Origin of the sequence: Nitratireductor sp. XY-223, assembly GCF_004959855.1 — a bacterium.
In the GTDB taxonomy this organism is placed as follows: domain Bacteria; phylum Pseudomonadota; class Alphaproteobacteria; order Rhizobiales; family Rhizobiaceae; genus Hoeflea_A.
Genome location: NZ_SPNT01000015.1, coordinates 1 through 24,577, shown reverse-complemented (window position 1 = coordinate 24,577; position 24,577 = coordinate 1). Strand labels below are relative to the sequence as shown.

General features: G+C 59.8%; 20 protein-coding genes. 9 read left to right on the top strand and 11 right to left on the bottom strand.

What is annotated here, in order from left to right:
* Window positions 1–285: 285 nt before the first annotated feature.
* The gene (locus tag E4M07_RS26010; protein WP_136661342.1) at window positions 286–2,277 is read right to left on the bottom strand and encodes a hypothetical protein; all 1,992 of its coding nucleotides are present in this window, start codon (window positions 2,275–2,277) and stop codon (window positions 286–288) included.
* A 5-nt stretch (window positions 2,278–2,282) separates the two neighbouring features.
* Window positions 2,283–3,548: a hypothetical protein gene (locus E4M07_RS29675; RefSeq protein WP_246660621.1), complete on the bottom strand. Its 1,266-nt coding sequence runs from the start codon at window positions 3,546–3,548 to the stop codon at window positions 2,283–2,285.
* Between the two features lie 48 nt (window positions 3,549–3,596).
* On the opposite strand from E4M07_RS29675, the gene E4M07_RS26000 reads away from it, so the two are divergent.
* Both E4M07_RS26000 and E4M07_RS25995 read left to right on the top strand, forming a co-directional pair.
* Window positions 3,597–4,646, top strand: a complete 1,050-nt coding sequence (locus E4M07_RS26000) for a hypothetical protein (RefSeq protein ID WP_246660620.1) — start codon at window positions 3,597–3,599, stop codon at window positions 4,644–4,646.
* Window positions 4,647–4,798: 152 nt separating this feature from the next.
* On the top strand, window positions 4,799–5,980 hold the full coding sequence (locus E4M07_RS25995; RefSeq protein ID WP_136661339.1) for a Fic family protein: 1,182 nt from the start codon (window positions 4,799–4,801) through the stop codon (window positions 5,978–5,980).
* 194 nt (window positions 5,981–6,174) lie between these two features.
* On the opposite strand, the gene E4M07_RS25990 is transcribed toward E4M07_RS25995, so the two are convergent.
* From E4M07_RS25990 to E4M07_RS25965, 6 genes are all read right to left on the bottom strand, one after another.
* Window positions 6,175–7,455 (bottom strand): HipA domain-containing protein, encoded by a 1,281-nt coding sequence (locus E4M07_RS25990; RefSeq protein WP_136661338.1) that lies wholly within the window; start codon window positions 7,453–7,455, stop codon window positions 6,175–6,177.
* A complete protein-coding gene (locus E4M07_RS25985) occupies window positions 7,445–7,783 on the bottom strand; it encodes a helix-turn-helix transcriptional regulator (protein WP_136661337.1) in 339 nt (112 codons plus the stop codon). The genes E4M07_RS25990 and E4M07_RS25985 overlap by 11 nt, the downstream gene beginning before the upstream one ends.
* 880 nt (window positions 7,784–8,663) lie before the next feature.
* Window positions 8,664–9,902 carry a site-specific integrase gene (locus E4M07_RS25980; RefSeq protein WP_136661336.1) on the bottom strand — a complete coding sequence of 413 codons (1,239 nt, stop codon included), beginning with the start codon at window positions 9,900–9,902 and terminating at the stop codon, window positions 8,664–8,666.
* Between the two features lie 408 nt (window positions 9,903–10,310).
* Window positions 10,311–10,988: an isochorismatase family cysteine hydrolase gene (locus tag E4M07_RS25975; protein WP_136661335.1), complete on the bottom strand. Its 678-nt coding sequence runs from the start codon at window positions 10,986–10,988 to the stop codon at window positions 10,311–10,313.
* A gap of 285 nt (window positions 10,989–11,273) precedes the next feature.
* Complete coding sequence (locus E4M07_RS25970; protein WP_136661334.1) at window positions 11,274–12,176, bottom strand: alpha/beta fold hydrolase; 903 nt, start codon at window positions 12,174–12,176, stop codon at window positions 11,274–11,276.
* A 41-nt stretch (window positions 12,177–12,217) separates the two neighbouring features.
* Window positions 12,218–13,441 (bottom strand): NAD(P)/FAD-dependent oxidoreductase, encoded by a 1,224-nt coding sequence (locus E4M07_RS25965; RefSeq protein WP_136661333.1) that lies wholly within the window; start codon window positions 13,439–13,441, stop codon window positions 12,218–12,220.
* A 141-nt stretch (window positions 13,442–13,582) separates the two neighbouring features.
* Here E4M07_RS25965 and E4M07_RS25960 point away from each other — a divergent pair, with 141 nt between their 5' ends.
* Window positions 13,583–14,608: a helix-turn-helix domain-containing protein gene (locus tag E4M07_RS25960; protein WP_136661332.1), complete on the top strand. Its 1,026-nt coding sequence runs from the start codon at window positions 13,583–13,585 to the stop codon at window positions 14,606–14,608.
* Here the strand turns inward: E4M07_RS25960 and E4M07_RS25955 are convergent.
* The gene (locus E4M07_RS25955; RefSeq protein ID WP_136661331.1) at window positions 14,572–14,817 is read right to left on the bottom strand and encodes a tetratricopeptide repeat protein; all 246 of its coding nucleotides are present in this window, start codon (window positions 14,815–14,817) and stop codon (window positions 14,572–14,574) included. The genes E4M07_RS25960 and E4M07_RS25955 overlap by 37 nt on opposite strands.
* A gap of 146 nt (window positions 14,818–14,963) precedes the next feature.
* On the opposite strand from E4M07_RS25955, the gene E4M07_RS25950 reads away from it, so the two are divergent.
* Both E4M07_RS25950 and E4M07_RS25945 read left to right on the top strand, forming a co-directional pair.
* Window positions 14,964–15,470 (top strand): hypothetical protein, encoded by a 507-nt coding sequence (locus E4M07_RS25950; protein ID WP_136661330.1) that lies wholly within the window; start codon window positions 14,964–14,966, stop codon window positions 15,468–15,470.
* Entirely contained in the window at window positions 15,467–16,489 is a 1,023-nt protein-coding gene (locus E4M07_RS25945) for a hypothetical protein (protein WP_136661329.1), read from the top strand. Before E4M07_RS25950 ends, E4M07_RS25945 begins: the two co-directional genes overlap by 4 nt.
* Here E4M07_RS25945 and E4M07_RS25940 read toward each other — a convergent pair.
* The gene (locus E4M07_RS25940) at window positions 16,473–16,877 is read right to left on the bottom strand and encodes a DCC1-like thiol-disulfide oxidoreductase family protein (protein ID WP_136661328.1); all 405 of its coding nucleotides are present in this window, start codon (window positions 16,875–16,877) and stop codon (window positions 16,473–16,475) included. The two genes, E4M07_RS25945 and E4M07_RS25940, sit on opposite strands and share 17 nt — an antisense overlap.
* A 167-nt stretch (window positions 16,878–17,044) precedes the next feature.
* The gene (locus E4M07_RS25935; protein ID WP_169054406.1) at window positions 17,045–17,782 is read right to left on the bottom strand and encodes an FkbM family methyltransferase; all 738 of its coding nucleotides are present in this window, start codon (window positions 17,780–17,782) and stop codon (window positions 17,045–17,047) included.
* Window positions 17,783–18,138: 356 nt separating this feature from the next.
* Between E4M07_RS25935 and E4M07_RS25930 the strand changes: the two genes are divergently transcribed.
* The 4 genes from E4M07_RS25930 to E4M07_RS25915 form a co-directional block, all read left to right on the top strand.
* The gene (locus tag E4M07_RS25930) at window positions 18,139–19,485 is read left to right on the top strand and encodes a ferredoxin reductase family protein (RefSeq protein ID WP_169054405.1); all 1,347 of its coding nucleotides are present in this window, start codon (window positions 18,139–18,141) and stop codon (window positions 19,483–19,485) included.
* A 427-nt stretch (window positions 19,486–19,912) separates the two neighbouring features.
* Window positions 19,913–21,766, top strand: coding sequence for a type I secretion system permease/ATPase (locus tag E4M07_RS25925; protein ID WP_136661325.1), 1,854 nt, complete (start codon window positions 19,913–19,915; stop codon window positions 21,764–21,766).
* A complete protein-coding gene (locus E4M07_RS25920) occupies window positions 21,759–23,069 on the top strand; it encodes an HlyD family type I secretion periplasmic adaptor subunit (RefSeq protein WP_169054404.1) in 1,311 nt (436 codons plus the stop codon). Before E4M07_RS25925 ends, E4M07_RS25920 begins: the two co-directional genes overlap by 8 nt.
* 301 nt (window positions 23,070–23,370) lie before the next feature.
* On the top strand, window positions 23,371–24,577 hold a 1,207-nt coding region (locus E4M07_RS25915), incomplete at its 3' end, for a M10 family metallopeptidase (protein ID WP_136661323.1).

Below are 24,577 nucleotides of genomic sequence, written 5' to 3'. Positions count from 1 at the left end.
ACCGCGAGCCTGACTACCTGCCTATGGAGTTGCGCTGGCGCGAGTGGATGTTAGGCTTGTCCAACATATCGAAAACGAAGAAGGCCGCCGCGGTCAAATCGCCCGCAATGCGCGCTCTGCGCTCCCGGAGGACGCAGCGCGCTGTCAGGTCATTCTCAACAAACTACTACTGCAGTTGCTTGGTCTCGGCACAGACCGCTATGAACATATTGCTGCTCGGCTCGGCGAGATGCTATGAGCTAACTCGCAATTCGTCACAACAAGGATCAGTGTCGGGACGGCAGGTCACCCTAGGTGTCTGAACATGCCGTGTACACGCCACAGCCTCTGCAATGCGCCGATGCCAAGTGAGCCTGTATCGGCACTGGTCACGACCGCAAGAGCGCTGCCCTTCGTACCCACATTCTCAAGTATTCGCACGCCGGGCGAGACTTCGCCTCCGAGCCGCTTGAGATAGGCGAAGCTATCTCCCTCGTTGCCCAGGGCCGCCACAACGATCCTGTCTTCAAGCCGCGCTATCTCGCTGTCAGTTAGATTCTCAACGGCTTCGAGCACAGCGATATCCCCGTTCCGGATAACCGGGTAGGCGCTGTCATCAACTACACGCACGGCAACAAGCTTTCTGTCCAGCAGTTTACTGGTTGCGACCGGACAGGCTTCTTCTTTTCCAGCAAATCGTTCCTGGTCGTACAGCACACCAACTATCGGCAGCAGCAGTGTCTTCGCCCTGGGGAGCAGCAGGGTTGGCGGAACCCGTTCAGTACCCGACTGATCGCAGGCAAGGGCAATGCGCGAGGGATCGCGCGAATCGCCAAGAAACCGGCGGCAATAAACCTTGTCACTATTGAGGGCGATGACGGGATCGCCGTCTCGCGCTTCTCTGTCGAGGGATACAGCTACCACCTGCCCCTGCAGGGCCAGTGCGCCGAGGCCCGGCGACCGCACACCGTAAAGATCAATATCGCCAAGTACGCCAAAGTCAAAAACCTCGTCTACCGCCGCAGCCGCCAGTCTGTCGGCATGGCTTCGCGCGCTGACTTCTCCCAGCAGCGGAATTGGCGCTCTGTTCAGCGTAACCCGAGCGGGCGGCTGCGGCAGGCTGGCGAGAAAAAGGTCCTTGTCCTCACGCGTAAGGCGCCCCATGAATCGTGCATAGGAAGCCGAACAGCTACGCAGCAGCCTATCGATTTCCTTGAACGGCTCCGCTACCTCTCCCGCCTCGTGCGGTGTCACTTCATGAAGGCGGTGATGCGCCTTGTTGATTATCTTATAAAACGGCGCACTGTCCCGTAGCGCTGTATGGGCCAGCAAGGCCTGAAAGGGAGGCTCTTCAAACGGGCGTTCGCCGTTATTGTGAGCGGATCGCACTGACTGGATCAGATCAGCCAAAGTAGGCTTGTGCATGACCATCGGATCAGTTGCCAGCAGGTCCCAAAGCCGGTTTTCCACGTAAAGGCGGACCGTGCTGACGAACTGCTGCGCTTTGGCTGTGTTGTTTTCATCTTCCTGCCATTCCTGCAGGCGATCGAAAATCTCCTCCACAGCAGGACTTACTCCGGCCGTCAGGCGGGAGTTGGAAATCGGATTAAGCGTCCAGGCATGCCATGTCGGAGTGGCGGTCGAGCGGTCAGGCAACTTGTCCCGGATCGATGCGACAAACCTGTTGTCGTTCGACGTGATCAAGGGATGCATGCTATGTCCTGGCATTTGGGGAATCGCCGCCGCCAGGTTTTCTGCATTGATCGGGTCAAAATGCGTTTGAGGGTCGTCAAGGAGCATGCAGTCTAGCCCGCCTAGCCGGGCCTTGACGCGATTCCATAGGCTGAACACGAACGCCCACACGCAGGCGCGCAGGAGCGAAGCGTTCATAATCTTGTAGGCCGGGACCTGCATCCCCCCAATGGCGGTGCGCAAACCGAGCCCCGTTTCCTCGCCAAGGTCTATGCCGCTATAGGCCGGACCGCCCCTATAGTGCGGGCTATAGATTGTGCCAAGCCAGTTTCTAGTGTCCGTGTCGAGGGCCCGGATCAACCCTGAAACCTGCTGAAACACAAGGGCCTCAAATCTCGCAAACGCTTCGATGGCCGTTGCGGCCTCGTCAACCAGAACCAGGCGCGTGATGTAGCCGACATATTCTTTGCGCGTCCTTTCCAGATCGTCGAGCTGCCGCAGAATCGAGACGATGGGCGCCGTGTTCTCCACGCACTTGCGCACGGCCTCGATTTGATTGCGCAATGACCGTTCTTGGGCCGCGATCTCTTCTCCTTCGGCTTCCACCTTTTCTACCGCGCCGATATAGCGCTCAACAAGGGTTTGATTGCCTCCGTGCTTTCAGCCCGATGCCTGGATAACACCACCGCATTGACGATATAGCCGATCCGCTGGGCAAGTGTGCCGTTCCTGAACTCCTCAGGCAGATCGACGGGCTGCGGCGCGGGCGCATAAGGCAGCTTGTTGTCCCCAACCGCAATTTCCCAGACCTGTCCGGCATTCTGCTTCAGCGGCGCCAGCCGGTTTGCGAACGCCCGGTCGGCCAGCAGTTCTTCGACATACGCCTTGTGATAAATGCTGAGGAGGTCCTCAGGAGGGGCCTTGTCGGCAAAGGCGCGCAGGCCTTCGGGCAGGCCATCCAGAAACTCACGCGCAGCATCCCGTTCCCACTCGTCGGCTCCCTTGGCGGCATCCGCATCCGCTTCACTGCAAGCTGCCAAGGCGTCCTTCACCGCTTTGTCGAGAAGGGCATCCGGAGGCACCTTATCAAGGTCGGTGCCGCAGACGGGACAATCCTTTGGTTCTGTGTCCTGATGATGTTCAGCATGCCAGGCGGCCACCTTCGCGTAGAGCTGCCAGCGGGCCGATTCCTGCTTGTTCCGCAGCCTTTCGGCTACGACCTTCGCGCGCTTGACCATGTCCTCGATGAGCGTCTGCGCGGCCGTGCAGTCTTCATCGGAAACTGCGCGCAGTTTCTTTATGACGGTAACGGAAGGCAGTGCGGCAAGGGACGCCGGCTTGAGCATATCGGTCGCGTTACCGAGCTGCTGCAACAGGGCGTTGACCTCATCATCGGATGCGAGTTGCAGGGTGGTCCCCAGGATTGCCTCGGCCGTGCTTTCCAGCGCCTGTTTCTTCTCTTCCAGGAGCTGTCGTGCATCGGAAATCGACTTCTTGCTGGCGTCTTCTTCTTCGTCCTCATTCTGCTGGTCCGGCGTAATGAGGTCCGAGGGCTTGCCAAGGTCCGGCTGTGCCGACCAGACGTCGTTGCGGCTCCTGTGCTGCGCGAGATCGACTACCTCAAGAACAAGGGAAATGACCGTGTTGCCAATCGCGCTCGGGCCGCCTCCGCCGCGTTTCGCAAGATGTTGGCAGACGGTCAGAAGGTGGTCTGTGAAAGCGACCCCCGTGTCGTCCTTTCCGTCGAGTCCCAGCACCAATATAGCAAAGACCTTGAAGACCGCCTGAATTATCAGGAGCGAGACGACCAGCTCATAGGAACCGTCCATGAATTCGCCTGGCAAAATCAAGGTGCCGACGTTCGTCTTCTGACCCATGATACCGTCCCGCTTTACACGGCCCAGGGCCTTGGCTTGACTGTGGATATGATTCCCGATGACTGGCTGCTGCCGCCCGAGAAAATGCAAACCGAAAAAGAGCTGGCGGCCCTAAAGGACGAGAACGCGCGTCTGAAGAAAGCCGAGCCGTCTTTCGCCATTCGCTGCGTTGACGGAACGGACACGGAGGTCGAGCGTTATGAAGGCTCATACATATGGTACGAGGCGCTGACCGATGCTGAAGTTGGTGAGCTAATGGACCGTCTCAAGGAGCGTTTCCCTCTGGAAACCGATTTCGGGCCGAAAGAGCCTGAGGAGCGCGACGCACCTCAAACGGGCGGCATCCGCATTCCGGGCATGAAACAGGTCTTCACGCCAGCCACGGACGATGAGATCGCAAAATACCGCGACGAAGCCTATCCCCAATGGCTGGAACGTTGCGAAGAAGTGCTGCGCGACCATCACAGGACGCTGCGGCAGGAAGAGCCTGTGCTGGAGTTCATGTTTCTCGCCGAGAACCGCGGCACCCGGCCGGCTACTGATGCCCTGGTCACAATCGAGGCGCGGGGCAATTTCCAGATCAAACCGCCGCCATACAAGAATCGCGACGACCAGCAGGTCGACGAAGTTGACGATTCAGACAAGCACCAGGCATCCGGACTGCCCCGTCCGCCCGCTGCTCCTTGCGGTCAGAGGCGTACATCCATCGGCGGCCGTTCGCATGACCATCCTTTGCATGCACTGGATGTCCTCAACCGTTCGCTGCGCGGTGTGCCTGGGATGATGGACTATGGCAGTAGCGTACTTGATCCTGCGCGGTTTCGCGCTCCGATCATTCAGCCAAAGGCTCGTGACCCCAATTCATTCTTCTACAAGCCTGACCGCCCCATGATGCCCCAAGATGCTTTTAGTATTGAATGTGACCAGTGGCGTCATGAAAACGGGGAAGAGCCGTTTGTCGGCGAGATCCACGTCCCTACCGACCAGGATCAGGTTGATGGCGCGTTGGTATGCCGCATCCAGGCGGGCAACCTGTCAAAACCAGAGTCGAAGCTGATCCCTTTGCGGATAGCAATTCAGCATGCAAGCCGCTTGTGAGAATGCGAAAGAGCTGGTTGAGACGTTGGCCGGGCTCCCTCGGCCAAAAATCAAACCGTCGTCGGAACAATCCGGCATCGCAGGATAGGACGCATGTGCGTCCTGTGTAGAACGCATCACAAAGCCGTTAGGAGAAACACGAGACAAAAAGAATGAATGACGTTCCCAGGGCATCGACGGAAAGCCAGCTTCGCGAATGGCGCACAGGCCAGGTCGGTGGGGAACGCTTTGCTGCCGCTCTGCTTCACATCAGCGAGTTTGAGAACATCGATCCCCAGGCCCCTTTGGGAGGAGCGGACGATCGTAAAGACATCCTTTGTGATCTGAAGGGAAAGACTTACGTCGCGGCCGCGTATTTCCCGACCACGGACAAGACGTTCAATGCGGTCCGAAAGAAGTTTAACGACGACGTTGAAGGCCCGATCCGGCACAACAGGGACGGCATTGTCTTTATCACCAATCAGCACATAGGGCTTGCCGACAGGCAAGAATTAGAGGAACTCGCCGCGTCGAAGGGCAAGCTTTGTATCCTCTACCACCGTGAGAGAATACGCGCGCTTCTCGACTCACCTGCAGGCTATGGCGTCAGGCTCGAATTTCTGCGCCTTCCCATGACGGAGGCGGAGCAGCTCGCCTATTTTGACTCATCCCGTAACAAGCTTGAATATGCGCTTGAGCGTCATTCGCGTGAAATCCGCAATCTGGCACGCAAGATCGACACGCTACAGGTCGGTCAAAACTTCGCGGTTGAAACAGTCGCCCGGATCGCTCACAGCCTCGGTGAAGATGTTGATGTTCTGCCAGTAGCCGCTCAGCCGGAACAAGACCGCGTTGTCGGCGAGCAAGGCGACTGGTCTCCCTTTTCAGCAGCGCTCAGCGTCGGCATTTTGCTTGCTGTCCACCGCCTCTCTTGCCCTGACCTGCCGCCGCGTATGCTCGGAAAACCTCGTACACAGACCGTATGGATCGGTAATCCCGGTGGTGACAAGGCAGCGGAATACCAGCCTCCTGATTGGGCGCAGATTCCAGGGTTGGTAGGCAAACTACTGGCCGCTTGGAACGAAAATTATGCCGCGTTGGCAGTGTCTAGTGACGCTGAAAAGCTCAAAGCCATCGCGGACTTTCACCATGAGTTGCTTTCAATCCATCCATTTCTTGACGGAAACGGCCGGATGGCACGAGCCATCATGATACAGCAATGTATCGATCTATTCGGCCATGTCGAACCTGACCTGATCGACCGCGGGGCAGATTACTACAAGGCTGTGAAGCAGGCGGGCGAGGGAGACCTCGCTGGTCTGATAGCAATACTTCGTGCCGCCATAACAACCTGAATTTACGCTTCTTCGTTTTGGATTAAATATGTGCACCCGGCTCTGCCGGACCACCGGGCTCTATTCCGCTAAGGTCGCAAGCGGCTCAAGCTTCACGGAGCCAGCGGAGCTGTTTCCGCCCACAAGGTGTAACGATCTCTCGCACGATCTGAAAGACGGCCTACGGTACCGGAAGCCTCATCAGGGTGATTTGGTCACCGCAGGCCCTCCGGTGCACCTTCGAATATGAAGCCATTCAGGAAGATGCGCCGACCGAACAGGTTGCGCTCGACCTCGGTCAATTCAGCCTCCTCGCAGATGTCATCCCACTGTTCACGGACGGTGCCGGTCTGCCGGGTGATGATGTCCTTCGCTGATTTGTCGCCGAGTTGAAAATTGGGCGCGGCCTCAATGCAGGCCGCAAGGGTGCTCGTCCGGTTGTCTCCGACAATCAGCATCGCCTGGCTGGCGACGTTGCCAGCGCGGCTTTGCGGACAGATGTCATAGGCCGGTGTCAGGGTCAGGTGCTTGCCGTCCCAGAAGCCCGCGTGGTTGCGGGCGTGATCGTCGGTGTTGCCGCACAGGATATTGAATACCAGCCGCCCATACAGCTCGTGCAGCGTTGCCTTCGGCGCGGTGAAGTGGTGGCGAATGATTTCCGCGAGGTCTTCATAGCTGGTGTAATGTGCCATCATCTCATCAAGGCCGAACAGCGTAAGCGCCGAGACCATCGCCTTGCGGGTCCATTTGTCATTCGTCTTTGTCCGGTCAAAGCGCTCGACCAGCAGCACATCCTTCCCGGCGACATGTTCAAGACGCACGGGCGCAACGTTGAGTCCCGCCTTGGCAGCAAGACGCATGGCGACATATTCCGCCTTCACCACGTTGTAGGTGTCGGTGGAGGACGAGAACTTGGCGATCATCTTTGTGTCGCCGTCCTGGATCAACGCCTTCGGGCGCGCGCCGCCAAGCGACGAACCGTGAAACAGCGCCTGATCGAGATCGGGCGTTAACGGTACGCCTTTATCGACTTTCTCGGCGGCGCTCAGCAATTCTTCAAGCGTCGCGGTCTGAGCAGCGCGCGGCTCGTACACGGAAGGGGAGCGCTGGAAGTCCAGAGCGCCGATGCGGTCGGAGCCGGATTCCAACAGATAAGTCAACTCGTCGAGCGCGGCGATATCGACATCCTTGCTCTTGCGTCTGAAGGTTCGGTTCAGGATGACTCGGCGGCCCCATGCATCCGGCGCGGCGTCGCGCAGACAACCGGCCATGCTCAGTTCGGCTTCGGGTGCAATCGCACCGCTGCGCAATGGCAGTTCCGGCTCGTAGATCGGAATGCGGTCATTCCGTTCCAGATAACTCTGACCGTAGTTGAAGATTATCCGGTCGCCTTCTCGCGCGATGCGGCCGGCGACGACCGGTTCCGTCGCGCCGGGCAGCCATATCCAGACATAGGCTTCGTCCGGCGCTTTCGTGTCGGGGCGATCAGAAGTCATCTTTTACCTTCGCCTTCCCCATGCGGACGGATTGCGGCAGCAGCCTGAGCTTGTCGCGTTCCATTGACAGATGACGCGTTAGCGTCGTCGGTTCGGCTTCGAACAGGCGCAGCCCGACAATTGCGGCCACCTCGAAGGCCGCACCTATGGAGGAGCCCATTTCGCCTTTTTCGATCCTATGGACGAGGCCGCGCGAAATCCCGGCCCGCTCGGCGACATCGGCGACGGTGAGGCCACGCGCAGCGCGCGCGTTACGGATCATCAGCCCGAGAAGCTCTGCGGCTTCGCGGGCATAGCGGGAATAGCTTCTGTGCGCAGGCTTTGCCATCGGTTCTCTTGTTCCATAAATCAATCACAAAAAGGCTTCATGCCTCATTTATAGACCATTTTATCAAATCGCAAGCCAATTGGGAAGCATTTGTTCCATAAATAGATCTTAGGATTGCTTCGTTATCTGTTTATGGAGCAAGGTGCTACAGTTTTTGGGGTGCGTCCGCCTTCGCCTGTGCTGCCGCAGCCAAGCTTTCCATTTCAAAAAGTACCGCTTGGCGTTTGCTTGCCTTGCTGCGCGAGAACGATGGCAGGACAAGTGCATTGGAACTCAACCGTACTGGTCCCAAGCTAGGACCATTTTGGCGAGCCACGACAATCAATGAGCCAACCAAGCACATGAAGATTGCGAGGTAAGCGATTTACCAACTCGGCCATAACGCCAATCGTGACGAGTAGCTCAAATATGCGGATAGCCTGATGCAGTCATGGGCTGAAAAGCCCTAAAAAGTCTCAGTAATAACTTTACAAAAATGGCTGCTATCGAGCCTCAAACTGAAAGAGTCCGAATAATTAGTTTACCACGACATCAGAAGACAACTACTGGGCGCGAGCCGTTTATGATCGACACGCCGATGCCTGCGATTGGGTGGTCTATGAGCGTGTCATAAATCCCGTGTCGGCCAATGACTGATCTTTCCCGGTTATCATTACTCCCGCCAAGATCGCGTGGCATTCCATAGCCCACCACGCTGTTGCTTCCGATCGGCATCCAATCGTGCCCCACTATCGGCGTACAAATGATGGAGGCAGCAGCGGACTCTACGATGTTGCGTGGGTTGGCCTTCGACTGGACCAAAAAATTGTACGATTTCTGAAGCCAGTGCGCTGTTCGAAGTGACCGCTTGATCTAATCACAATCTGGCGGGCGGTGCTGTTCAACCGCTACTGAAATCGTCCTTCTTATTTTCGGTAAGCGCCAGTTCCAAGGCACTTCCAATTGCATTTGAAGCACGTCTTACCGGTGTGTCTGCGAGGTGCGCATACCGCTGAGTTGTTTGGGGTGACGAATGTCCGAGTAGCTTCCCAACAATTTGCAACCCGAATCCTGCAGCTGCGCCGACGCTTGCGTGCGTGTGACGAAGATCATGCAACCGCACATCCTCAATACCAGCTACCGCGCGGATGTGTTTCCATGGGCGTTTCAGATCGTGCCGGGGATGATCAGGATTGTCACCGGGAATGACATAATCACTCTCGCGAGGCGACCCATGCAGTATTGAAATAGCGGCTTCGTTCAGCACAACAGCCTTTTGGCCAGTTTTTGAATCCGGAAGAAATAGAAAGCCCCTCTGAAGATCAACCTCTTTCCAGCGGAGGTTCAGGATTTCTCTCAACCGACAGCCCGTGAACAACAATAAGCGAATGGCGTTCGTAACACTGTTGGGGTAGGTCACGTTCGGATTAGATTTTGGCGTGTGCTTTGCTGAAGTTCCCGTCGCCGCTGTGATCCAGGGAATGCCGGAGGTCTCTGCCAGTCTTAATGCATTCCCAAGAGCTGACAGCTCTTCTTCAGTCAAATATCGTTGGCGACTTTGTTCGCGAAATCGCTTGATTGATCGGGCTGGGTTATTGCCTTCAGGCAGATATCCGTTGCTTGCTGCCCAGCTAAATACACCGCCAAGATATGATATGACTCGATTGGCCCTGTGCGGTCGATCCGCCAGTGAGAGGTGAATTTTGTTGAGGTCTTGACGGGTAATAGCCTCAGCTTGCAATTGGCCAATGGCGGGCAATGCGTGCTTTGTGATTGCACGTTGGTATTCAGCCTTGGAACTTTCCTTCAGCTTTGGTCCGTGCTCTCTGAGATAAAAATCAAAAAGATCACTGAAGCTGATCGCACAGCGTTCGAGATTTCGGGCATTGCTTGGATCTTGCCCGAATGCCACTGCGCCGATGATCTTCTTAGCCTCTGTGCGAGCTTCGTCAGGCGTGATGTTTCCGTAACGTCCGAGCGTATATTGCCGTCTCACTCCGTTTTTGCGGTATCGGCACAAGAACGTTTTCCGCCCACTCTCTTCTACTCGAAGCCCGAACCCTGAAAGTTCATCGTCCCAAACGAAATATCTTCCGCTTCGCGGAGGCAGGGCTGCAACGCTACGTTTCGAGAGTTTCATCTCCAACTCCAGGTTTTGGATCACGGTAAGGCAACAAAAATGGCGTCCATATGGCGTCCAACTGGAGGGAATTCAGAAGAACGTGCAGGAAGCGGAAAGCATTAATATTATATTATAAAACAGAGGGTTAGTCCACTTTTGGCCATCTGCAGAAAACTCTAGAAATCGCCCATTCTAAAGCTACGAATCTGGGGGTCGGGAGTTCGAATCTTCCCGAGCGCGCCATAAAATTCAAAAAGATAGCTTTTTGGGTCGCAAGCCGACAGTTCCGGGGGCACGCTAGGAGCAAAGCCTTGGTGTGATACCCACATTGCGCTCAAATGTGGCCGCACAAAATCGCAGACGCGCGTTTTGTGGTTGGCCGGTGACCCGCACTGCCCGGTGCCTAATTCGCGTGTGGCAACTTGGTTATGTCCGGGCTGACCACATAGCCATGATGTCATCCGCATCCATCACCAAACCAAGATGCAGCGAGACAATCGACAAACCCGCTGCCTCAAGATTTTGGTCCGTTCCCCGGACAAGATCGCCGGCGACTATGACACGATACCCGTAATTGCTGGCATCGAAGGCCGCGTTTAGAATACAGCAATCGGTCATCCCACCGTTCAACACAACGACCTTTGTTCCCATTTGGCGAAGCAGAAAGTCGAGGTCGGTTGCGAAAAACGGTGACAGACGTTTTTTACCGCTTACCACCAAGTCGTCATCGGTAACCTCTGTGACGAATTCCGTCCAGCGCGTCCCCTCGATAGCATGTTCATCGGCATTCGGGATGTCGCCAACGTGCAAGGGGAAAGTCATCCGCCATGCAGATTTGACGCCATTGATGTCATCAACGCCACCCTTTCGCAGAACGCTGCGAACATGAATGACCGGAACCTTGGCGGCGCGTGCCAATCGATGAAAGTCATTGATTGGGTCCACGACATCGCGTGCCCGCGGGGCTGGACACGGGCATTCCGGGGAATCTGAAAGATGACCCTGATGCATATCAACGGAGATGACCGCCGTGTTTCCAACGTCATTGAACACTTGAAATTCCGGCGGCAGGATGCGGCGATTCCCGTAGACATATGCTTCCATAAGTGAGCCTCAAACCTGACCGCTACTTGCTTCGCGCGGTTTCATTGCATGAAGTTTGCTGACTTTGGGACTGATTTCAAGATTGACCTTTTTCAAACCGCTGCCGGGTCGGGAGCTCGAATCTTCCCGAGCGCGCCATTCAATCAAAGGGATAGCCGCAAGCTGTCTGCCGACAGATGATTGGCTCGTTCAATATTCTGACATACATCTGGTCGGTAAGGACGCTCAGTCTTCGGCCGGCTTGCTTGTCGTTGCGTCGATCGAAGGTCAGGTACTGACGCGCAATCAACCGTAGTTAGCGCACTTGTGCCGTGTCGAAAGCGTGTCCGTGGGCAGCTTCGCTTCGGGACATTCGGGCTGCCTCTTTGCAGCACGATGCAAATGGTGCTCTACGATCCTGGCGATCTCGCTGCGGTGTGTGAACGGACTCATGTGGCCGGCGTTTTCAATTGTCTCTGTGCGCGCTTCACCGAGGATTTCGGCCAGCAGATCGACGACCCGGAGCGCCGGCTGTGGACTGCGTGTTCCCTGCACCAGGGTGACCGGACAGGAGATGCCGGCATAATCGGCCGGTGACAGACCGATGTCGAACATGCCGCGGAACTCCGCCGCCACCTTGTGGACCGTGCGCATGACTTCGCGGCGGAAGCGCCGCGGCGCCAGGCGCCATTTCAGCGGTCCCAGCCAGAAACCCATATAGGCATTGGCCGCCCGCCGGCGGCTGCCGGCGGCGACGCCGTCCATGCAGAGGTGCGCGACGCGGCTGATGGTGCGCCAATCCGTTTGCTCCTCATCGGCTTTGAGAAGGTGAAAGGCCACCGGTTCCACCAGGCACAGGCTGGCAATGGCATCGCCGCCGATCGCCGCTTTGACCCGGGCTGCTTCCAGGCAGGCCGCTGCGCCGTAGGAATGCGCGACGACGTGGACGGGCTCGCCGATGGTGTCGATGAGCTTCACCAGCAGGTCGAGGTCGTTGTCGACGACGGCGCCGCCGGCCTCCGGCCATGGCGAGGATCCGCCGTAGCCCAGCAGGTCGGGCGCGACGACCCGATAGCGCGAAGCCAGGTTATCCGCCAGGAACGACCATTGCCGATGGCTGGCGCTGGAACAGTGCACCAACAGCACGGCCGGGCCGGTTCCCCTGTCTATATAGCGGGCGCGCATGCGCGCGAGTTGCAGCGTTTTCATGGGATCGTTTCCTTTCTCCCGCTTCTGATGTTGTCGGAGTCTCAGCCGGCTTGCGCGAAGCCGGGCGACGGGCCGGCGAACTCGCGGCCGGCGAGATCGGCATGAATCAGGCGGGCGATGGCCTGCCCATCCTTGCGGGCGGCGCGGAAGAAGCCGCTGAGCGACGCCCGCATGCCGATGAACCACAGCCCCCGACAATGGTCGATCGCCATGGCGCCGTTGGCCAGCGGCTCGCCCTTGCCGTCGAGCACGTTGAGATGGCCGAGCATCGGCTCCAGCCCGGTGCGGTAACCGGTCGCAGCAATCACGATGTCGGCTTCGACACGGCGCCCGTCGACCGTGATCACGTCCGCGCCGTCGAACCGTTCGACGGCCGGGTGAATATGGATACGCCCCGCCTTGAGGGCTGCGATGAAACCGTCATCGACGGCCGGCGTGATGCCGCCCTTGCGCAATCGCGTTGCCCCGCCCTGCGGGTGCTGGGGAAGCCCCAGCCGCGCGAGATCGCCGAACGCCAGTCGCCCCATATCCTTGAGCGCCCGGTCGGCGAGCGGGGCCGGCATCATTTCGAGCAGCGGCGCCGTCCGCTGCATCGGGAAGCCGAGCATCCGGGACGGCGCGATGGCCGGGCCGTGCCGCACAGAAACGCGCAGCGACCGGGTGCCGGCCCGCACCAGGTGGTTGAGCACGTCGGTCCCGGAATTACCGGCACCGACGACCAGAACGCGTTTGTCGCGATACTGGCTCAGATCGCCGAAATCCGCCGAATGACGAACGACGCCCGTGAAGCTGTCCAGGCCCGGCCAGTCGGGCACGAAAGCAACGCACTCGCGTCCGGTCGCCACAACCACATGCGCGGCGGTCGCACGGCCGGCGGAGGTTTGCAACTGCCAGCCTTGCGCCGCCTGGTCGATCCGCTGCACCTCGACGCCGTGCTCGATGGGGACACCAACGAAACGGGCATAATCTTCGAGATAGCGGATAACCGTGTCGCGCGCCGGGAACGCACCGGCGGATTTCGGAAACGGCAGGCCGGCCAGATTCGACAGCGACCGGTGGGTGTTGAGGCAAAGCTGCGGATGCCGCCGGCGCCAGGACGTCGCCACCTCCGATGCCCGGTCGAGAATGCGCACGTCAACGCCGCGCCGCTTCAGCGCATGGGCTGTGCTCAGCCCGCCGGTCCCTGCACCGATGATGACGACGTCCGCATCGGGGCGCTCGCCGCATGCCCCGGCAGGCGGTGCGGGATGTTTGTGCATGGTCATCGCTCTTACCTTTCGGAAAACGGTTCAGGCCCGCGGCAAACGCCGCCCTGGCCTGTCGATGCCCGGAAAGTAGGTGACGACATTGGTTGCCTCTAGAGCGATAATGGACACAAACGGGGCATTTATGCCAACATTGGAACCATGATCGAAGAAAAACGACAGACGCCCGTCCGGATCCTCATCCTAGCGCTGCCGGAAACGACGCCCACGGCGCTCTACGGCATGTATGAGGTGTTCTCGTCGGTCGGCGTCATCTGGCCGGCGCTCACCGGAGATGGCGAGATCAGGCCGAGGCTCGACGTTGCCATCGTCTCCGAAGACGGCAAGCCGTTTACCGGTGCATTGGGGGTTCCGATCAACCCGGCCTGCTCCTTTGCCGACTCGGGAACGGCCGACGTGGTGTTGGCGACCGATCTGGAATTCACCGCCGAATTCGATCCGCGCGGCCGCTGGCCGGCCGTTACACAATGGCTGGTCGACCAGCACAACCGCGGCGCCACGGTCTGCTCGGTCTGCACCGGCGCGATCCTGCTTGCCGACGCCGGCCTGCTGGACAACCACGAGGCCACGACCCACTGGGGCGCCTGCGACCTGCTGCACGCCTACTACCCGAACATCCAGTTGAAGCCCGAACGTATTGTCGTTCCGGTCGGAGAGGAGCATCGCATCATCACCAGCGGCGGCACGTCTTCGTGGGAAGATCTGGCGCTCTACCTGATTGCTCGTTTCTGCGGTCCGGCCGAAGCCGTCAAGGCGGCCAAGATCTATCTGTTCGGCGACCGTAGCGAGGGTCAGCTGCCCTATGTGGCCATGGGCCGGCGCCGTCAGCACGAGGACGCGGTGATCGCCGACTGTCAGACCTGGGTGGCGATGCACTATTGCGAGCACAACCCGGTATCGCAGATGGCCGCGCAGTCGGGTCTCGCCGAGCGCACCTTCAAGCGCCGTTTTCGCCAGGCCACCGGCTATTCGCCGATGGATTACGTGCAGACGTTGCGTATCGAGGAGGCCAAACAGATCCTGGAAACCTCCGATATGGCGACCGACAGCGTCGCCCGGCTGATCGGCTATGAGGATCCGACCTATTTCCGCCGCCTGTTCAAGAAGCGCACGGGCGTCACGCCGGCGCGTTACCGCCAGCGTTTTCGCGCCGTCGCACAGATTTGATTGCTGCCGGCAGTTTGAGGGAACCTCCGCTGCACAGCAGATACGAGCCCGACAGCCGCAATTTGCCAGGCGTGCTGCTCGGGCGGCGCGCCGAGATGCTTGAGGCCTTGTTTGGTGTCCTTGTCGAAAGGCGCCAGTTCGAGCGCCCTACGGTAGTCGGCGATGGCCTTCTCTTGGTCTCCACTCATTCCGACCGAATTGCCACCCATTGAGCAACGATCCGTTATCGCGGAAGCGTGCGGCCGGACCAAACGGAACAGGCAAATGTCGCCGAGGACCCGTTAAAGTTCGGAAACTTAAACGAAATTTTACGGTTTATCGCCAAGGGTAGCCCATCAATCAGGGCACCTGTTGGATGATGCGCACAAAGGGCAAATTGGCGGGTTACCGTCGTATCGTCGTGACGATACCGGTCTTCCTGGCCTGCTATACGTTCGTCGCCATGCTGGGGAGTGGCCTCTCGAGCAGAGCCGAGTTTTTCCCGGTCTTCAGCTGGTCGCTGTTTACCTATGTGAGCGACACTCGCGTGCTGTGCGAACTGGATGTGATCTCTGTCGATGGCGAGGAGCTGCCCGCACCGACGCAGTTTTACGACCTGCCTGAGTATTTTCCCGCCGCTCTATCCCGCGACATCAGGCTTCTGAAAACCCTGCAGAGGGCGTGTGTGGCGCGCATCGAGGGTAATGAGGCGGAATTCGATGCGCTTCGGAGGGTCATTGAAAACAGCTTCCTGAGTGCGCGCAGGAACGTGCGCTACAAGCTGTTGACCCGGACCTACAACCCGATCGACCGGTGGCGCGACGGCACCGTGATGTCGACGAAACTGCTCGGCGAGTTCCAGACGGGAGCATTGACCAGGTGACCGACCAGATTGTCAGGCGATACAGGCGGATCTTCAGCGGCGCGTCCGAGCCGCGGCAAAAGGCCCGATTTTCCAAGCATCAGGCGATGTATGACAAGGCCGCCTGGATCGTTCGCTTCTACTACATGGCCAACCTCTACTTCGTGTACAACCAGCTTGCGGGCTTGAGGGAGGACGGGCTGTCGAGCGCGGTGCTCGATCCGCTTTGGCCGGTGATCTGGGTGAAGTGGGTCGGCGTCGAGCAGAGCTCCCTGATTATCCTGCATATCTCGATTGTTGCGGGCTTTGTCGGAATGATGTTCTGGCAGTACCGCAGTGCGCGTCTCTTGGTCGTGGTTTCCCAGCTTCTGGTGGCCGCATTCAGCAATTCGTTCGGCAGCATCAATCACGGGTTCCACGAGTGGTTCTGGATTGGCGTCTGCTTCCTGTTTCTGCCTGCGCGTTCCGGACGGGGTGACAGTCCGGATAGGGCGACCCGCCTATCGTTCCTGATGGTCTTTTCGCTCGCCCAGGCATTGATCCTGCTGTTCTATTCGCTGTCAGGCTTTTACAAGGTGGCGGCGGCGGCGGGCGCCCTGGTGCAGGGCGAGGTCGGCGGGTTTTCGCCGGACGCCATGGCCATCACCCTTGCCAACCGTATGCTGCAGACAGGCACCGATGCCATCTGGGCGCCCTTCATTATCGAGAATGCCTGGGTCGGGTGGCCGCTTTATCTGGGGCTCTACTACATCGAACTCGTGGCGATTTTCGTGTTCCTGCGGCCTGAGCTACACCGGACCTGGGGGCTGATGCTCATTGCCTTCCACTTCGGGACGTTCCTGTTCATGGCGATCCCGTTCCCGCCGCATGTCCTGATCAATGCGATGCTGTTCTACTTTTCGCCCTTCGCACCGGACCGGTTCGATTGGAGAGCGGCCCTGCGCCAGCTTCCGGTTTTCGGCCTTGCATTCAGGCCCTTGCTGGCGGAGGGCGGACGGGCGGCGGTCGCTACACGCCCGTCGATCAAGTCTCCAACATAGGCCGTCCCAGCAACCGCAAAACCAGATTACGACCGGCCCGCAGCATCGGGTAGCTCACTCTGGAGACCAGCGGCGAGCGGAAAAGAATGTAGTTCACCCGGTTGAACAGGTCGGACCGGGAACTCATCAGCGCCAGGCGGTTGAGACAGTCGGCACCGTGGTAGAAGTTGTCGCCGACGATCAGAACCATGCCCTCGTTCAGGTCAAAGCCCCGCGCAACCGCATCGTCGACGGCGCTGCCGCCCTGACGGGCGTCGATAAGCACCAGATTGCCGACCGCCTTCTTCAACCGGATATAGTCTGAAAACCGGCTGCAGAACGGGCAGTCGCCGTCATATATCAGTGTCGCCTGGCCAGCCGGCGGCTTTGTTTCCTGAGTGTGTGTCATCGCAAGGATACGATCGCGTTTCCGGCGCCTCCACGGGGTCTTATCTCCCTATAGATAGGTCCGCGCCTTAAACATTTCCTTTACAATTTTATACACAGGCACCCGAGTGTCCTTGTGAAAGTCGCGTTACGCGCGGCGCTCACAATGGGCCGACCGCCGCCCATCACCTAGGCGCCCGGCGCGAACAGGTAGTCATGCGCGCTGAATACCTGAACGAGGCCATAGCCCTTTTTGGCGAGCATCGCGGCGACGCCGTCGAAATCGCCGGTCTCGATCAGAAGGAAGCCGAAGGAATAGCGCTCGAAATCGATGCCGCCGAGGACCGACAGTTCGGCTCCTTCGACATCGAGGGACACGAAGTCAATGCGCCGCGGCGCCTCCACCTCGTCCAGGATCGACGTCAGCGTGCGGGCCGGCGCGCCGAACCGAATGACCTCCTCGCCGTCGCCGAGGAATTCCACGCCGTCACGGGCGTGGTGCTCGATATCCAGCGCGCTCGTTTCCCCCACGGTCATGAGGCCGCTGTAGTGCATCTCGACGAACCGGCCCGGATAATCGAAATCGACCGCCGCCGCGTGGCAGTAGTCGTTTTGCGGGGAGCGGTTGTGCTTGCATTGCATGTAGAGATGGGGGACCGCCTCGACGAGCAATCCGCGCCATCCGTGCCTTGCCTCCAGCAGATAGGTGTTGGACTGCGAGACGCCGTCATTCGCGCCGAGCTCGATGAAGTATCCGCCGTCGGCCGACAGGAACGCCATCAGCCTCTTGTCGATGTCGCCGAGCGAGAAGGACTTTCCGAAGAAGACCCGCATCGCCCGCCGCCGCCTGTGACCGGGAATGACGTAGTCCCTGAAATAGCGGCCGAGGAGATATCTGTGCCTGCGTGTCGCCGTTCGTATGTTCACACCCTGCCGCCCGCCTGTCTTCCCGCCGCCGGTCCCATCCCGAGCCGAATCCCATGTGGGCAAACGGCCGAGATGCGTGTTCGGTCCCGCCCTTGGCACTGTAACGCCGGACACTTCCTGCGAGCCATAGCATTTTTCGAGCATATGCGCGCAATACCGTCGTCACCTTTTTCCGCGCCGAACAGGATTCCGCCTTTTCACATGGCACTAAGGTTTATTTTGCCTGTTCGGGTGCCGCGCGCGCGTTGACAGTGACGCAGCCCCAAACCATCTCTGGGCCACGCCAGCGGCCGGACGGCGGATGATCCGCACCTGGCCGCTTCCCGCAATTTGCGGTCCGCACGATGGAGAAGCGCATGCGCCCGGTCGGAATCATTCTTGTCGTCGCGGCATTTTCGCTGCCGCTTTACTGGTTCCAGCCGCTCTTTCTCCGATACGATCCGGCCGCGGTCTTCAGCCATTATCTCGGCGCGGCCGCGATCATCGCGATGGCGATCTCGCAGCTTCTTTCGACGCGGCTGCCCTTTGTCGAACCTGTCTTCGGCGGGCTCGACCGCGTTTACGTCCTGCACAAATGGCTGGGGATCGGGGCGGTTTGCGCGGTTCTGGCGCATGATGCTATCGGCGCGGAAATTCGCGGCCTCGGCGCCGAAACCCCGCTGACGGAGATTTCAGAGGATTTCGGCGAGGTTGCCTATTACGGCCTGTTGATCCTGGCCGGCATCTCGGTCGCAATGTTCATTCCCTACAACCTGTGGCGCTGGACACACAAGCTGATGGGCGCGGTATTCGCCCTTGCGGTCCTGCATCTTGCCACCGCGCTAAAGCCGTTCACCAATCTCGATCCTCTGGGTCTCTACCTGCTCGGTTTTGGCGCCGTCGGTGTCCTTTCCTACCTTCACGATCTTCTGGACGGGCCGCTTCGCGTTCGCCGTCACGCCTATGTGGTGACCTCGGCCGAAAGCTCCGGCGACGCAATTCGCCTGCGCCTTGCTCCCGAGGGGAGGGGGCTGCGCCACAGGCCGGGCCAGTTCGCTTTCATCCGTTTCAATGTCCCGGGTCTCGGCGAGGCGCATCCCTTCTCGATCAGCAGCGCGCCCAACGGCGAGCGTACGCTTGAATTCACCATCAAGCCGCTCGGCGACTTCACCAGGCGACTAAAAGGGGAAATCAGGGTCGGCGCATCGGCTTCCGTCTGCGGCCCCTACGGACACTTTGCCGCCGGCAGCGGCAAGCGGCCGGCCATCTGGATCGCCGGCGGCATAGGCGTGACGCCGTTCCTGGCCATGGCGCAGGCGCTGCCCGACGGGCACGCGCCGGTGCACCTGTTCTACTGTGTGAAGGATCGTAGGCACGCACCGTGCCTCGCAGAGCTTGAGGAGATCGCGGCGGCCAATCCCGGCTTTCATATTCATCTGTTCGAATCCGCCAAGGGGCGGCGGCTGACCGCCGACCAGGTGGAAAGGCTCTGCGGCCAGCCGCTTGCCGGGGCGACGGTCCATTACTGCGGTCCAAAGCCGCTGAGGCTGGCGCTGATGGCCGGACTCGTTGCCCGGGGCCTGAAGCCGAGGCGTTTCCACTACGAGGCGTTCGAACTGCGCTCCGGCATCGGTCTCGCACGGATGATCGATCCTATTCTCGGATTCCTGAAGGGTTGGGGCGGCGGGATCGCCGGTGCGTCCGCCGCCGGACAGAAGCGATGAGAGCGGTCATAATCATGCAAAGCGGGATGGATGGCGGCACGACTATCGGCGTTGAGCGTCCTCCATACGCAATTTGTCTGTGGCGGGTAACCGAAAATACACCAATAATTCAGGACTGTACCGCCGGCCCGCCCGAGTTTTAACAAATGTTAAACGTCCCGCTGTCTCATGGGGCATCAACGGGGCGGTGATTCTGCATCATCGTTTCTAACGAAATCGCGACGGTTGAAAACAATATGTCATCCGTATGGGGCGCAATTTGGTGTAGACCAGCAGGAAGCAACCCGGCGGGTTCTTTGGGACAGCGGCGGAACGGGCTGCCAGGATACGGCATTTCAGTAAAGAATACTTCCCGGCTATTTTTCGCGCCAACAGATCCAAGATCCCAGCCTGGCATAAGGGCGGCACGGTGGTACGGGTGAGACGATTGGATTTTTCCGAAAAAAGCAGCAGCGAGACGATGCGGCGCCCGTGTCTGACCGTGCAGGAGGCGATCGAGGCGAGCCGGCCGTCATTCGTGGCCATCGGCATCTTCAGTTTCTTCATCAATCTGCTCATGCTGAGCGGTCCGCTGTTCATGCTGCAGATCTACGACCGGGTGCTGGCGAGCCGGTCGCTGCCGACGCTGATGGCCCTCTTCGGGCTTGTCGCGGTTCTCTTCCTGGTGATGGGGCTGCTGGAACTGGTCCGCTCGCGGGTCCTGGTGCGCATCAGTACGCATGTCGCGCAGCGCATCCAGGAACGGCTCTTCGACGCCGTCATGTTCCTCGGGCTGCGCACCAGCGGGGACAGAAAGTCGATCGCGCCGCTGCGCGAACTCGATACCATCGTGCAGTACCTGTCCGGACCGGGCTTTGTCGTTCTCTTCGACGCGCCGTGGGTGCCGGTCTACCTCCTGGTGATTTTCCTGTTCAGCCCGATGCTCGGCTGGCTTGCCCTGGGAGCCGCATGCGTGCTGTTCGTCGTCGCGCTCCTCAACGACTGGCGCGCGCGGGCGCCGGCGACACAATCCGGCAAGGCGGCCAGCGAAGCGTCCGAACTGGCGGGTGCGGGCCAGCGCAATGGCGAGGTCCTGGCAGCCATGGGAATGCTGGGGCCGCTGCGGCGCAGGTGGTCGGAAAAGAACCTCGAGGCACTGGACTGGCAGTCCGAGGCGCGCGACCGCGCCGGCACCCTGTCGGCGTTCTCCAAGGCGTTCCGGCTTTTCGTCCAGTCCGCGATTCTCGCCGCCGGCGCGGTCCTGGTGATCCAGGGGCAGATCACGCCGGGTGTCATGATCGCCGCCTCGATCATCCTCGGCCGCGCATTGCAGCCCATCGAGCAGTCGATCGTCCACTGGCGCGGACTGGTGCGCTACCGCGAGGCCAAGAAGAACCTGTCGACCCTGCTTGAGAATACACCGGCCGAGGCGCCGAAAACACGGCTGCCGCGGCCGAAGGGCGAGCTGGAGGTCCGGCAGCTTCACGCCTCCGACCCGAGCGGCAAGGTCCATATTCTCAAAAACATCAATTTCCGAGTTTCGCCCGGACGTACGCTCAGCATCATCGGCCCCAGCGCTTCGGGCAAGACGACGCTGGCCCGGGTTCTCACGGGTGTGTGGAAACCGACGTCCGGCGAGATCCGGCTGGACGGCGCGACTTTCGATCAGTGGGACGGCGAACGGCTCGGCCGCTTTATCGGCTACCTGCCGCAAGACATCGAACTGTTCGATGGAACGATCGCCGAGAACATTGCGCGTCTCCAGGCGTCACCCGCCTCGGAAGACATCGTCAAGGCGGCCCGGCAAGCCGGCGCACACGAGATGATCAAGCGCGTCGGCGGTTATGAAACACGCATCGGTCCGGGCGGAAGCAACCTGTCGGCAGGCCAGCGCCAACGCGTTGCCCTGGCGCGCGCGCTCTATGGCGAGCCGCCGCTGGTAATACTGGACGAGCCCAATTCCAATCTCGATGAAGAGGGCGAAGAGGCCCTTTATTCTGCCATCGTCGGGATGCGGGACCGCGGCCAGACCACGATAACCATCGCCCACCGCACGAAGACGCTGAACCTTGCCGATGACCTGCTGGTGCTGAATTCCGGGGCCCAGGTGGCCTTCGGAAGTCGCGAGGACGTTCTGTCCGAACTCAAGAAGCGGCAGGTTCCGCAAGGCCCCGGCGCCATGGCCGCCAACCAGTGGGGCACGTCCGGATCCGGTATCCGGGTGACGGCCGGCGGCAATTACACGTCGAGGAGGGCGCGCACCAGTGCAGCCAAGCCGGGAAGGCTGGTTTCCGGTGAGTGAACGGACGAACAGGCGCGATTTCGGCAACGGTCCGTGGATCGCCGCCGGACTGATCATTATCGTCGCCGTCTTCGGCGCCGGCGGCGCCTGGGCGACCTTCGCGAAGATATCCGGTGCCGTTATCGCCTCCGGCACAATCGGCGTCGAATCCAAGGTCAAGACCGTCCAGCACCTCGACGGCGGTCTCGTCAGCCAGATCTATGTGCGCGACGGCGACGAGGTCGGCGCCGGCGCCCCGCTGCTGCGCATCGACGAGACGGCTCTGGAGGCAAGCCTCAACATCGTCAATAACAGCTTGACGGAACTGATCGCGCGCAAGGCAAGGCTCGAGGCGGAACAGTATGGCGCGCAAACTATCTCCTTTCCGGATGAACTGCACGGATCGCAAAATCCGCTCTTCGTCAGCCGCATTATCGAAAGCAAGACCGGCCTGTTCCAGTCCCGCCGCGCCACCCGCACCGGCCAGAAGAAGGTGATGCGCGAGAAGATTCGGCAGCTGGAAAAACAGATTCGCGGCCTTGAGGCGCAGATCGATTCGAATGTCAGGCAGGCCGATATCCTTTCCGCCAATATCGAGCGCAAGGAGCCGGCCGCGGAATCGGGCATCGTCTCGCGCGACACGATGGACCAGCTCTACGGGCGCCAGGCGGATCTCGCCGGCGAGTTCGGCCAATTGCAGAATACCATCGCCCGCGTCCGCAGCCAGATCAACGAGACCGAACTGCAGGTCCTGCAGATCGACGTTGATTTCCGCGAGCAGGTGCAGTCGGAACTGCGCGAGGTCAACAACAGGATCGCCGAATTGCGGGAGCAGAGATCCGCGCTGGAAGAGCAACTGGTCAGAACTCTCGTCGTTGCGCCCGTTTCGGGGCGCATCCATGACCTGTCGGTCCACACGGTCGGCGGCGTGGTCTCGCCGGCGGCGCCGATCCTCCAGATCATTCCCGACAAGGACCGCCTCATCGTCGAGGCGCGGGTCAGGACCACGGATATCGATCTTGTCTATGTTGGCCAGGGCGCGACCGTGAACCTTTCCGCGTTTGACGCGCGCACGACGCCGATCCTCAACGCGCACGTCGTGCACATGTCCGCCGCGCAATTGGTGGATCGGGCAACCAACGCGCCGTATTATTCCGTTTCTCTGGAAATTCCGGACACCGAGCTCGCCAAGCTCGACGCCGACCTTGTCCTGATTCCCGGCATGCCGGTCGAGGCCTTTATCAGCACGGGCGAGCGCACGCCGCTCGACTACCTTCTCAAGCCGTTCTCGACGTCCATCATGAAAGCCTTTCGCGAAACGTGAATCTGCCCGGGATAGCGAAACACGGTTTCCCACAGGCCCTTACCGTTTTCAATTGTCGAATCATTACAGAGGCATGGATGGCGGGAGGCTGGCCTTTGCCGCCGCCGGGCACCGGGACAGGGATAACAGACTGTTAATCCCGGCCGCGCCTTTTTGAGAAACCGGTTAAGGACTGCTTCAAGCGTTATGCGCTAAGGTGTTCGCGGGGATTCGTATTCGCGAGAGGGGAGTTTCAAGCCCGCGTCCGTCGCTGACGCGGGGCAGATCGAAGTGTATTGCGCTTGACTAGGAGAGCGTCCGTATGAGCCTGCAACACCAGCTGATTGGGCATTGCGCATGCCCCATTTGCACGGGAGAAATCGATTTCGAGGCCGTGGACGTGACGGAGACGGGCGACAATCCCGGACCGCAGTCCGCACCGACCTTTACCGACGCCCAGGTCATCAACCAGATCAACTCCGGCTACAGCTGGTCCGGAAGCCAGATCTCCTATGGATTTCTGAACAGCGGGCCGTCATGGGCCTATGGCGAGCAGAACGGGTTTGTCGCGTTCAATGCCCAGCAGAAATCCGCAACGCGCGAGATCATGGAGCTGTGGGACGAACTGATTGCCGTCGACCTCGTCGAGAACACGTCCAACCCCAGCAGCGCCGATGTCAATTTCGGCAACACGAACACCAACATCTCCTATGCGCACGCCTATTATCCGAACAGTTTCTATGATGTCGGCGGGTCGGTCTGGCTCAACGCGCCGACCTATTCCGGCCTCTACTCGCCCGATTACGGCGACTACTACTGGCTGACGATCATCCACGAGGTGGGTCATGCGCTGGGCCTCAGCCACCCCGGCAGCTACAACGGCGGATCGCCCTCCTACGCGAATGACGCCGAATACGCGCAGGATACCCGGCAATGGTCGGTCATGTCCTATTTCAGCGCGTCTTACACCGGCGCCGACAACAATGGCGGAACCGGGTGGAAATACGCCCAGACGCCGATGGTGCACGACATCCTGACGATCCAGTCGATCTACGGCGCCGACACGACCACCCGCACCGGCGACACGACCTACGGCTTCAACTCCAATGCCGGCCACGACGTTTTCGACTTTTCCCAGAACCAGGCGCCGGTGCTGTCGATCTACGACGCCGGCGGCATCGACACGCTGGACCTTTCCGGCTTCTCGCAACGGGCCATCATCGACCTGACGCCGGGAAGTTACTCCTCAGTTGGCGGTGTTTCAAACACGATGACCAACAACCTCGGCATCGCCCACAACACCTGGATCGAAAACGCGATTGGCGGGAGCGGGAATGACACGATCGGCGGGAACGAGCTGGCCAACATTCTGGAAGGCGGTTCCGGCAACGATATTTTGAATGGTGGTGATGGCAACGACACGCTTGTTGGCGACGCGGGCGCTGATCAGTTTGATGGCGGTGCCGGCGATGACCGGATATACGGCGATTCGGCTGACACGTCCTTTGACGGTGGTTCGGGCTATGATC